9 protein-coding genes are annotated in these 10,360 nt (G+C 40.2%); all 9 read left to right on the top strand.

What is annotated here, in order from left to right:
• Window positions 1–188 precede the first annotated feature (188 nt).
• The 9 genes from QVP90_RS11815 (at window position 189) to QVP90_RS11775 (ending at window position 10,224) form a co-directional block, all read left to right on the top strand.
• Window positions 189–1,748: an ATP-binding protein gene (locus QVP90_RS11815; RefSeq protein ID WP_021936538.1), complete on the top strand. Its 1,560-nt coding sequence runs from the start codon at window positions 189–191 to the stop codon at window positions 1,746–1,748.
• 168 nt (window positions 1,749–1,916) lie between these two features.
• Complete coding sequence (locus QVP90_RS11810) at window positions 1,917–2,390, top strand: HU family DNA-binding protein (RefSeq protein ID WP_021936537.1); 474 nt, start codon at window positions 1,917–1,919, stop codon at window positions 2,388–2,390.
• Between the two features lie 112 nt (window positions 2,391–2,502).
• Window positions 2,503–2,598: a smalltalk protein gene (locus QVP90_RS11805; RefSeq protein ID WP_005924877.1), complete on the top strand. Its 96-nt coding sequence runs from the start codon at window positions 2,503–2,505 to the stop codon at window positions 2,596–2,598.
• Window positions 2,599–2,732: 134 nt separating this feature from the next.
• Window positions 2,733–3,464, top strand: a complete 732-nt coding sequence (locus tag QVP90_RS11800) for a type III pantothenate kinase (protein WP_129648901.1) — start codon at window positions 2,733–2,735, stop codon at window positions 3,462–3,464.
• Window positions 3,451–4,713 (top strand): hypothetical protein, encoded by a 1,263-nt coding sequence (locus tag QVP90_RS11795; RefSeq protein ID WP_021936535.1) that lies wholly within the window; start codon window positions 3,451–3,453, stop codon window positions 4,711–4,713. Before QVP90_RS11800 ends, QVP90_RS11795 begins: the two co-directional genes overlap by 14 nt.
• Window positions 4,714–4,758: 45 nt before the next feature.
• Window positions 4,759–6,084, top strand: coding sequence for a hypothetical protein (locus tag QVP90_RS11790; RefSeq protein WP_005924869.1), 1,326 nt, complete (start codon window positions 4,759–4,761; stop codon window positions 6,082–6,084).
• Window positions 6,085–6,126: 42 nt separating this feature from the next.
• Complete coding sequence (gene lptC / locus QVP90_RS11785; RefSeq protein WP_021936534.1) at window positions 6,127–6,705, top strand: LPS export ABC transporter periplasmic protein LptC; 579 nt, start codon at window positions 6,127–6,129, stop codon at window positions 6,703–6,705.
• A gap of 3 nt (window positions 6,706–6,708) precedes the next feature.
• Window positions 6,709–7,965 (top strand): hemolysin family protein, encoded by a 1,257-nt coding sequence (locus QVP90_RS11780; RefSeq protein WP_005924865.1) that lies wholly within the window; start codon window positions 6,709–6,711, stop codon window positions 7,963–7,965.
• A 120-nt stretch (window positions 7,966–8,085) separates the two neighbouring features.
• Complete coding sequence (locus tag QVP90_RS11775; protein WP_021936533.1) at window positions 8,086–10,224, top strand: peptidylprolyl isomerase; 2,139 nt, start codon at window positions 8,086–8,088, stop codon at window positions 10,222–10,224.
• Window positions 10,225–10,360 lie beyond the last annotated feature (136 nt).

The raw sequence follows: 10,360 nt of genomic DNA, 5'->3' as shown, positions 1-10,360 counted from the left end.
ATCTCAAATGTAGCTATCAATAGCCAAATTTCTCCGTTTTATGGAGGAGTTTGGCTATCTTTGATTTTAAAGATCTCAAAAATCATATTTGTATTCCATTTATACAGGAAATTTATTTTTTCATATCCGCTATTAAAATGGGAATAATCCTGTATATTTGTGAGTGAAACGTTAATTGAATAAGTGTTATGGCTAAGCTTTATCCTATCGGCATACAGAACTTTGAAAGTTTAAGAAAAGATCGGTATTTTTATATTGATAAGACGAAACTTGTCTATGAATTAGCTAATACCGGTCGATATTATTTTCTGAGCCGTCCCCGTCGCTTTGGGAAGAGTCTGCTTATTTCTACTTTGGAAGCCTATTTTCAAGGAAAGAAGGAGTTGTTTCAGGGCTTGGCTATAGAGCAATTGGAGAAAGATTGGACGAAATACCCTGTTTTGCATTTGGATCTTAATGCCCGGAAATACGACAAAGAAGAATCTTTGTTGCAAGAGTTGAACAAGCATCTGGAAAAGTGGGAGCAAGAATATGATTCCCCTTATGCAGACCGTGCACCGGAAGAACGCTTTTATTGGGTGATTCAAAAAGCATTTGAGAAGACAGGACAGCGGGTGGTTATTTTGGTGGATGAATATGATAAACCGATGTTGCAAACTATTGGTAACGAGGACTTGCAGGAGAAATATCGCAATGCATTGAAACCTTTTTACGGGGTGCTGAAAAGTTTGGATGGCTATATCCGTTTTGCTCTTTTGACGGGTGTCACGAAGTTTGGCAAGGTCAGCGTGTTCAGTGACTTGAATAATCTGAATGATATCTCTATGGACAGGAGATACGTGGAACTATGTGGCATCACGGAATCAGAAATTCACCGTGATATGGAGCCTGATCTGTATGAACTTTCCGAATCTCAAGGGATGACATATGAACAGACGTGTCGGGAGTTAAAGGAACGTTATGATGGTTATCATTTCACTTACAACTCCGTGGGGATATACAATCCTTTTAGTCTGCTCAATACATTTTATAAGATGTCGTTCGGCAGTTATTGGTTCGAGACAGGTACTCCTTCTTATCTGGTGAAACTCTTGCAACGTGATCATTATGACTTGCAGCGTTTGGCACATGATGAAGCCACTTCCGATATGTTGAACAGCATTGATTCTGCTTCAAGAAATCCTCTGCCGGTGATCTATCAGAGCGGTTATCTGACTATCAAGGGATATGACGCACGCTTCGATCTGTACCGTTTGGGATTTCCCAATCGCGAAGTGAAAGAGGGTTTTATAAAGTATCTGCTTCCTTTTTATGTCAATATGGACGAAGGGAAATCCATATTTCATATATCCCGTTTTGTTTATGAAATAGAGCACGGCGATTATGATGCTTTTCTCTGTCGCTTGCAAAGTTTCTTTGCCGATACTCCTTATGAGCTTGTATGCGATTTGGAGTTGCATTATCAGAATGTTCTTTTTATCATCTATAAATTACTCGGCTTTTATGTTCAGGCGGAATACCATACTTCCAATGGTCGTATCGATATGATATTGAAAACGGATAAGTATGTTTATGTGATGGAGTTTAAATTTGATGGTACGGCCGATGAGGCTTTGAAGCAGATAGAAGAAAGATATGCCGTTCCTTTCCGAAAAGATCCAAGGCAATTGATCGTAATAGGGGTTAATTTTAGTTCGAAGACGAGAAATATAGATGGTTGGAAAGTAAAAGCAGATGAAAATCTGTGAAAGTAAAATGCTGATATATAAATAATTGTAAAATTCCTCCGTTGCCAATTGCTTCGGAGGCATTTTTTTGCTTGGTGCACTGAAAATAAAACTTCACCTTTGTATCGTTGATCAACAAAACAAGTGAATGAAAAAAACGATTGGTAACATTAAAAACAGGAGGTAACTATGCCTTTATTTTACAAGGGAATACAAGCTGCAAAAGCAAATAAGGAGGGGGTGAAAACATGGCATCCGGCTTTGGTGAAAATGAAAAAAGTGATTAATACGCAAACGATGGCGGAAGGGATTGCAGAGAAGGCTTCACTGACGCCGGGTGATGTGCAGAATGTGGTGCGAAACCTGCTCTCGGTGATGCGTGTGCATCTGTTGAATAGCCATTCTGTACGTCTGGAAGGATTGGGAACTTTTACCATGGGAATACGGTCGAGAGGAAAAGGGGTGGATACGGAAGAAAAGGTGAATCCGAATCAGATCACCTCGGTACATTGCCGGTTTACTCCCGAATATTTCCGTCCGATAGCAGTGGGCACTACTCGTGCATTGACACAGGGAATGACTTTTGCCCATGCCGACTTGATAGGAAAAGTGGTGGATAGCAATGCCGGGGGAGACGGAGAAGGAGAAGATCCGGCAGCTTAATTTAGCTGAAAGCCTTATTTAGTTGAGAGTTGAAAATTGAAAGTTGAGGGGTAAAAGGTGGCTGCGCAGAACTTGATTCTTTTGCCCCTTAATTATTAAAAAGAACGGAAATATGAAGAAAACGGTTTGGAATACAATTTTGAAAGTGGTTATTGCAGTGGCAAGTGCTATTGCAGGCGTAATAGGTGGTCAGGCAATGACATTCTAAAATAAGAAAATGTAATTGATTTAAGGAGACTCCCGGAAGTTTGGTGAAAGAACTTCCCGGGAGTTTTTTGTATAAGTGTGCTACATGCTTTAATTTTTATGCCTATCTTTGCACGCTCAAAAACGATAAGTATAGTGAATTTAATTGTCGATATAGGAAATACGATAGCCAAAGTAGCCCTTTTTGATGGGGAGACGATGGTGAATGTAATTTATGATTCTAATCAGTCATTGGATTGCCTGGAGAGTATTTGCATTGAGCATCCGGTTGAACAGGGAATTGTAGCCACTGTTATCGATCTGAATGAATGTGTTTCCGAGCGTTTGCGTAAACTTCCTATACCTTTGCTCTGGCTGGATAAAGATACTCCTTTACCGGTAATCAATTTGTACGAAACTCCTGATACTTTGGGGTATGACCGGATGGCGGCTGTGGTGGCTGCCCATGAACAATTTCCGGATAGAAATATATTGGTGATCGATGCCGGTACCTGTATAACCTATGAATTTATTGATTCTGAAGGACAATATCATGGTGGAAATATTTCACCGGGGCTGCAGATGCGCTTCAAAGCGTTACATCAATTTACCGGACGCCTGCCACTGGTTGACCCTCAAGGACGTTCTTTGGATTTGGGAAAGGATACGGAGACTGCCATACGTGCCGGTGTGAAGAAAGGAATCGAGTATGAAATATCAGGTTATATTACGGCTATGAAACATAAATATCCTGAACTTTTGGTTTTTTTAACGGGTGGAGATGATTTTTCTTTTGATACGAACGTAAAAAGTGTCATCTTTGCAGATAGATTTTTAGTGTTGAAAGGATTAAATAGAATTTTAAACTATAATAATGGTAGGATTTAAACAGACACTTTGTGCGCTTTTGCTCATGGCTTTTGCAGGGGTGACAGTCGCTCAAAATAATACAAACTCTCCCTATACACGATATGGCTATGGCGATTTAGTCAATCAGAATTTTGGAAACAGCAAAGCAATGGGAGGGATTGCTTTTGGATTGCGAGACGGCTCACAGATTAATCCGTTGAATCCTGCTTCATATACAGCTATCGATTCGCTGACATTCTTGTTTGAAGGTGGGGCGAGTTTGCAGAATTCTAACATAAGTGACGGTTCGGTAAAGCTGAATGTAAAGAATTCCAGCTTTGATTATATTGCCATGCAGTTCCGTCTGCATAGAAGAGTGGCGATGAGTATCGGGTTGTTACCTTTTTCGAATGTGGGATACAATGTGTCGCAATCGTATTCGGAAACATCTACCAGCCCTGCTTATACAAAACAATTGCTTGGTGACGGCGGTTTGCATCAATTATATGCCGGATTGGGTGTGAAGGTTTTGAATAACCTGTCTATCGGTGCGAATGTCTCTTATTTTTGGGGAGATATCACACGGACATTGGGTATGGTTTATCCTTCTTACACGGATATTTACGGACAGACGGTGTCGAATTCGTATGTAGAAACTACCGGTATGTCAGTGCGTGATTATAAACTGGATTTTGGTATACAGTATACTCAGCCGATTGGGAAGAAACATTCTGTAACGCTGGGAGCGGTGTTTACCCCGAAGCACAATTTGAATAATGATACTTATGTGCAGACAAATACGAGCGTAATTACCGTAAAAGATACGATAGCGACATTTGGTACACCGAATTGCTTCGGGGCAGGTGTTACTTATAAATACGACGACCGGCTGACTGTAGGTGTTGACTATAGTCTGCAGAAATGGGGAGATGTAACGTACATGAATCAACCGAATGCTTTTTGTGACCGTACGAAGATTTCTGTGGGTGCGGAGTATATTCCTTCAAAAATAGGAAGAAACTATTTCGGACATGTAAAATATCGTTTGGGAGGGTATTATACGACTCCTTATTATAAAACGGAAGCCGGTGAAAGAGCTTCTCGTGAATATGGTGTAACGGCCGGCTTTGGTTTGCCTGTTCCCCGTTCACGTTCGATTGTCAGTGTTACGGCACAATATGTGCGCGTGGAAGGCTTGCAGGCAGGCATGCTGAATGAAAATATTTTGAGATTCAGTATCGGCATTACATTTAATGAACGTTGGTTCTTTAAACGTAAGGTGGATTAATATTGAAGAATAGACAAATTATATAACAACTAAAATTTAGATACAATGAAGATTAAAACGCTAATGGCTGTGTTGTTCCTTTCGGCGGGTGCAACCTCTGTTATGGCACAGAGTGACAGTATCTGTATCCCTAACAGTAGTGTATCACATGAAGCTGTGAAAGCAGGTAACTTTAAGGATGCCTATGCGCCGTGGAAGATTGTGTTGGAAACTTGTCCTACACTTCGTTATTATACATTTAAGGACGGATTCTTGATTTTAGAGGGATTAATGAAACAAATCAGTGATAAGAACAGTCCTGAATATAAAAAGTATTTTGAGGAGTTGATGCATACGCATGATGTACGTATGAAGTATATTCCAGATTTCCAGACGAGAATGAAAGGAGTACCTTCTGTTGCGGATGCGCTTGGAGATAAGGCGCTTGCATATATTCAGTATGCTCCGTCACCAGATGTGAACCAAGCTTATGCATGGTTTAAAGAATCTCTTGAAAACACGAAAGCGGAAGCTTCTCCTAATGTAATGCATTTCTTCTTGGATATGTCTTTGCAGAAGTTGAAAGCTGATCCGTCTCACAAGGAGCAGTTTATCAAGGATTATCTGCTCGATACTCAATATACGGATGAAGCTATTGCCAATACAGATAAAGAAGCTCTTAAGACTGCTTTGAAATCGGTAAGAGAAGGATTGGACGCTCAGTTTATTAACAGTGGTGCTGCTACTTGTGAATCATTACAGGAAATATATGCTCCGAAAGTTGAAGCTAACCAGGCTAATCTGGAGGCGCTGAAAGAAGTGATCAAGGTAATGGCATTAATGGGCTGTAAAGACAGTGATGCATATCTGCAGGCTTCTTTATATGCATACAAACTGGAACCGAGTGCAGATGCTGCCGTAGGTTGTGCTGCAATGGCATTCAAGAAAGGAGATATCGACGGTTCGGTTAAGTTTTTTGATGAAGCTATAAACCTTGAAACAGACAATGCAAAGAAAGCGGATAACGCTTATAAAGCTGCGAGTGTATTGGCTTCGGCTAAAAAACTTTCTCAGGCAAGAAGTTATGCACAAAAGGCTATCAGCTTCAATGAGAACTTTGGGGCTCCTTATATTTTGATTGCACAGCTGTATGCAGGTAATTATAAATGGAACGATGAGCCGGCATTGAATAAATGTACTTTCTTTGCTGCTATTGACAAGTTGCAAAGAGCAAAAGCGGTAGATCCCAGTGTTGCTGAAGAAGCAAATAAGTTAATCTCTTCTTATTCAGCTTATACTCCGGAAGCTAAAGACCTCTTTATGTTGGGTTATAAAGCAGGAGACCGTATCACTATTGGTGGATGGATCGGGGAGACTACGACGATCAGATAATATATGTTACAACAGAAAAGTAACTTTTTATTTAGTAAAAATATGAGCATAACAATTGCCTTTGGGGCAATTGTTATGCTTCTTTTATTTCCTTCTTGCGGAGGAAAGGAAAAAAAACTCGGCGAGGCCATAACGGAACGGGATTCATTGCCTTCGATGGCTACTATGGACGTGGTTACCTATATCTCTGATTCAGGAGTGACGCGCTATCGCATGGATGCTGACGAATGGCTGGTATACGACCGCAAGAAGCCTTCCTATTGGGCTTTTGAAAAAGGGGTCTATCTGGAACAGTTCGATTCTGTGTTTAATGTGGATGCCAGTATAAAAGCGGATACTGCTTATTATTATGATAAGCAAAAACTCTGGAAGTTGATGGGACATGTTGATATTAAGAACCGGAAAGGGGAACGTTTCAATACGGAGCTGTTGTATTGGAATCAAGCGACGGAAAAGGTTTATTCGGATCGTTTCATACGTATCGAGCAACCGGATCGGATTATCACTGGATATGGTTTTGATTCGAACCAACAAATGACGAATTATCAGATAAGAAATATGGGAGGGGTGTTCTATGTGGACGAAGAAGAGCAAAAGGCACCTGCGGATTCTGTAAATTAGATTATGAGCATTATTATTTACCTTTTGATAACCATGGCTTTCTCTGCCTTCTTTTCGGGAATGGAAATTGCTTTCATTTCAGTAGACAAATTGCGATTTGAACTGGAACGGAAAGGAGGAATTTCGTCGCGAATCTTATCTATCTTTTTTAAAAATCCGAATAACTTTATTTCTACTATGTTGGTGGGTAACAACATAGCATTGGTTATTTACGGTATTTTGATGGCACAGATTATTGGTGATAATCTTTTATCCGGATTTATTACGAATCACTTTGTGATGGTTCTGGTACAGACTGTTATTTCAACTCTGATTATCTTGGTGACAGGGGAGTTTTTGCCCAAAACGCTGTTTAAAATTAACCCTAATCTGGTATTGAATGTCTGTGCGGTTCCTTTGTTCTTTTGTTATATTATTCTTTATCCTATTTCTAAATTTGCTTCCGGAGTATCTTATTTGTTCCTGCGTCTGTTCGGGATGAAAATAAACAAGGAGGCATCCGCAAAGGCATTTGGAAAGGTCGATTTGGATTATTTTGTGCAGTCCGGCATAGATAATGCCGATAACAGTGAAGAACTGGATACGGAGGTGAAGATATTTCAGAATGCTCTGGATTTCTCAACGATAAAAATAAGGGATTGTATTGTGCCCCGTACAGAGGTGGTAGCTGTCGATCTGTCTACTACGCTGGAAGATTTGAAAAACCGGTTTGTGGAATCCGGGATTTCCAAGATTATTGTTTATGATGGGAACATCGATAATGTGGTGGGTTATATTCATTCGTCGGAAATGTTCCGTAATCCCAAAGATTGGCGGGAGAACGTAAAGGAGGTACCTATCGTACCGGAGACGATGGCCGCCCACAAATTGATGAAACTTTTTATGCAGCAAAAGAAAACAATTGCCGTGGTAGTGGATGAGTTCGGAGGAACTTCCGGAATTGTTTCTTTGGAAGATCTGGTAGAAGAAATATTCGGTGATATAGAGGATGAACACGATAATACATCTTATATTTGTAAGCAGATAGGAGAAGGGGAGTATGTGCTTTCCGGACGTCTGGAAATAGAAAAAGTGAACGAGACCTTTGATCTTGACCTGCCCGAATCAGACGATTATCTGACGGTTGGCGGATTGATTCTTAGTCAATATCAGAGCTTCCCGAAATTGCATGAAATTATTTCTATCGGGCGGTATGAGTTTAAAATTATTAAGGTTACACCGACAAAAATAGAGCTTGTACGGCTGAAAGTTGCGGAATAATGCTGTATACCTCCATTTTTTTCGTTAATAAATAGATGTATATTAGCATTTTTTGTATCTTCGTGCGCTAAAACAACTAAGGAGAAAATAATAATAAACAAATAAACTGTATTAATTAAAATGGCAACATTACAAAACATTAGATCGAAAGGACCTTTATTGGTGATCGTTATTGGCTTGGCGTTGTTTGCTTTCATTGCGGGTGACGCATGGAAAGTATTGCAGCCGCACCAGTCACATGACGTAGGAGAGGTGAACGGGGACGCACTTTCCGCTCAAGACTATCAGGCATTGGTAGAAGAGTATACTGACATAATAAAGTTCTCAAGTGGGACGACTTCGTTGAGTGACGATCAGACCAATCAAGTAAAAGATGAAGTATGGCGTACGTACGTAAATAATAAACTTCTTGAAAACGAAGCAAAAAAACTCGGACTTACTGTATCAAAAGCAGAGATTCAGGCAATCATCGATGCCGGTGTTCATCCGCTTTTGCAGCAGACTCCGTTCCGGAATCCACAAACAGGTGCTTTTGATAAAGATATGTTGAAGAAGTTCTTGGTAGAGTATTCGAAAATGAATCCTTCTCAAATGCCGGCTCAGTACGTGGAACAATACACTATGATGTATAAATTCTGGTCGTTTGTAGAAAAGAGTTTGATTCAGAACCGTCTGGCAGAAAAATATCAGGCTTTGATTTCGAAATCACTTTTGTCTAATCCGATAGAGGCACAGGATGCTTTTGATGCAAGAGTAAATCAAATGGATGTGTTGCTTGCAGCAGTGCCTTATTCTTCTATCGTGGATTCTACAATTATAGTGAAGGAATCGGAATTGAAAGATCTTTATAATAAGAAAAAGGAACAGTTCAAACAGTATGTGGAAACCCGTGACATCAAATATATCGATGTACAGGTAACTGCAAGCCCTGAAGACAGAGCTGCTATCGAAAAAGAGGTTGAGGATTATACTCAGCAGTTGGCTGCTACGGATAATGATTATACTTCTTTCATCCGTTTTACCGGTTCGGAACAGCCGTATGTTGATTTGTTTTATAACAAAACAGCTTTCCCGAGAGATGTAATTGCCCGTATGGACTCTGCTGCGATCGGTAAAGTATATGGTCCTTATTATAACGGTGCTGATAATACGATTAATTCTTTCAAGGTAGTTGCAAAGGCGGCTGCCCCCGACTCAATCGAATTCCGTCAGATTCAGGTATATGCAGAAGATGCTGCCAAAACAAAAACATTGGCCGACAGTATTTATAATGCCATTAAAGGTGGTGCGGACTTTGCTGAACTGGCAAAGAAGTATGGTCAGACCGGAGATGCCAACTGGCTGGCTGCTGCAAGTTATGAGAATCAGCAGATTGATAATGAGAATTTGAAATTTATCTCTACTATCAATAATTTGGGAGTAAAAGAGGTAGCTAATTTGGCTTTCGGACAGGCTAATATTATTCTTCAAGTGACCAATAAAAAGGCTGTTAAGGATAAATATAAAGTAGCCGTGATCAAGCGTCCGGTAAATTTCAGCAAGGAAACTTATAATAGAGCTTATAATAATTTCAGCCAGTTTATTGCTGCTAATCCTTCTTTGGATAAAATGGTGGCGAATGCAGAAGAAGCCGGATATAGATTGTTGGAAAGAAACGATTTGTATAGCTCTGAGCATGGAATTGGTGGTGTCAGAGGTACCAAAGAAGCCTTGAAATGGGCGTTCTCTGCTAAGCCGGGTGAAGTTTCCGGATTATATGAATGTGGTGAAAGCGACAGACTGCTGGTGGTTGCGCTGGCTGGTGTAACTCCTGAAGGCTATCGTTCGTTGCAACAGGTACAAGATCAGTTGAGAGCGGAGATTGTAAAAGATAAGAAGGCTGAAAAGATAATGGCCGATATGAAAGCTGCTAATGCAACTTCTTTTGATCAGTACAAGTCAATGGCCAATGCGGTGAGTGATTCTGTGAAACATGTTACTTTCGCTGCTCCTGCTTATATTGCCGCTTTGCGTAGCAGTGAGCCGTTGGTAGGTGCTTATGCTTCAGTAGCAGAACTTAATAAATTGAGTGCTCCGATTAAAGGAAATGCCGGAGTGTTTGTGCTGCAGATGTATGCGAAAGATAAGCTAAATGAAACGTTTGATGCGAAAACAGAAGAAGCTACATTGGAAAATATGCACGCTCGTTTGGCAGGACGTTTGATGAATGATCTTTATCTGAAGGGTGAAGTGAAGGATTCACGTTATTTATTCTTCTGATAATAAGAGGCTGTTTAAATAGGGTCTAAAACTGAATGAAGATATGTAAAAGGCTGTTCCTGGATGGGAACGGCCTTTTTACGTTAACTTTTGTCTGTAGTCTGTTCTGAAATTAACTTTAATTCCTTACATTTGC

Origin of the sequence: Bacteroides sp. CAG:189 (assembly GCF_000432295.1) — a bacterium.
Taxonomy (GTDB): Bacteria; Bacteroidota; Bacteroidia; order Bacteroidales; family Bacteroidaceae; genus Bacteroides; species Bacteroides salyersiae.
Note: the sequence above shows the minus strand (reverse complement) of the source record. Positions and strands in the feature narration are given on the sequence as shown.